Source organism: Pseudoalteromonas rubra, assembly GCF_000967655.1.
GTDB classification, from domain to species: domain Bacteria; phylum Pseudomonadota; class Gammaproteobacteria; order Enterobacterales; family Alteromonadaceae; genus Pseudoalteromonas; species Pseudoalteromonas rubra_A.
In genome coordinates, this window is sequence record NZ_JXYA01000127.1 from 1 (window position 1) to 1,365 (window position 1,365).

The 1,365-nt window shown below is 46.5% G+C and carries 1 protein-coding gene; it reads right to left on the reverse strand.

The window, feature by feature from the left end; all coding sequences use genetic code 11:
- Window positions 1-9: 9 nt before the first annotated feature.
- Window positions 10-1,272 carry an IS256 family transposase gene (locus TW77_RS23895; protein WP_046007481.1) on the reverse strand — a complete coding sequence of 421 codons (1,263 nt, stop codon included), beginning with the start codon at window positions 1,270-1,272 and terminating at the stop codon, window positions 10-12.
- Between the last annotated feature and the right edge of the window lie 93 nt (window positions 1,273-1,365).

The following is a 1,365-nucleotide window of genomic DNA, read 5'->3' on the forward strand; positions in this document are numbered from 1 at the left end:
GAGCTATTGTCAAATCTGGTGTATGAAAGCCGCTTGATACTCTGCCAGATCTTGCTCTATTCGTTCACCGTTTTTGAAGGTAATACCTTCAATGACATCGGCCAGTAGCTTAAAGCCACGTAACCGATACCATTTCTTTTCTGCTAGCTGAGCAAGTTTGAATGCCATGCTCAGCGTAGTGTTTCTGCTACCACAACTCTTGGTTTTGTTAGTTCTCAGCCTAATTGTCGCGAAAGTCGACTCTATTGGATTCGTTGTTCTAATCGAGAGCCAGTGCTCCGCTGGAAAATCATAGAACGCCAGCATCTCCTCTTTATCCTTACGCAAACAATCGGTTGCTTTCGGATACTTGACTCTATAGTTTTTATCAAATAGATCATATGCTTTGAGCGCGGACTCCTTGCTTTCTGCCATCCAGATATCTTGCAAGCTAGATTTGATTTTTGGCTGCATGGATTTTGGCACTTTATTTAAAATGTTTGCCGTCTTATGAACCCAGCACCGTTGGTGCCGAGTCGTTGGCCATACCTTAGTCACGGCATTCCAAAACCCTAACGCGCCGTCACCAATCGCCAGCTTCGGCGCAGCTGTTAACCCTTGAGCATTGAGTTGGTTCAATACCTCTGTCCAACTTTGCTCTGATTCTCTAACGCCGTCAGATATTGCAAGCAACTCCTTTCGGCCCGTGTCATCAACGCCTATGACAACGAGTAAACATAGCTTGTCGTCCATTCTGACTTTGCTGTAGATCCCATCAGCCCAGACATAAACGAAACGGCGGTGGCTCAAGTCTCGCCGAGCCCAAGCTAGGTATTCTTGCTCCCAGCTCGCTTTTAGCCGTGAGACTGTGTTTGCCGACAGCCCTTTAGCATTCTCGCCAAGCAGTGAAGCAAGAGCTGGCTGCATCTCTCCCGTGGAGATCCCACGTAGATAGAGCCAGGGTACCAATTCTTCGATATTTTTAGTCCGCTTCAGGTAAGGTGGGACTAACTTACTGTTAAACTTAACTTCTTTATCTTTTCTATCCCTCACTTTTGGAACTCTGACAGGGATATCGCCAAGGCCAGTTTGGATCATTCTCTCAGGCTGATAGCCGTTACGCACAACTCTTAATCGACCATCATCAAGGCGCTCATGAGAGAATTGCTCTAAAAGTTCGGCTAGCTCAGCCTCAATGGCTGAAGCAAGCAACTGCTGGGCACCATGCTTCAATACTTGCTCTAGCGGGTTCTCTGGTGCGGTGAGTGGAACTGCGTTATTATCTTCGTTCATTGCGATGCTTCCTCTGTTAGTTGTTGATCCGCCAAGATCAATTAACAGAGTACATCGCAATGTCTTCTCATACACCAGAAATGACTATATCTC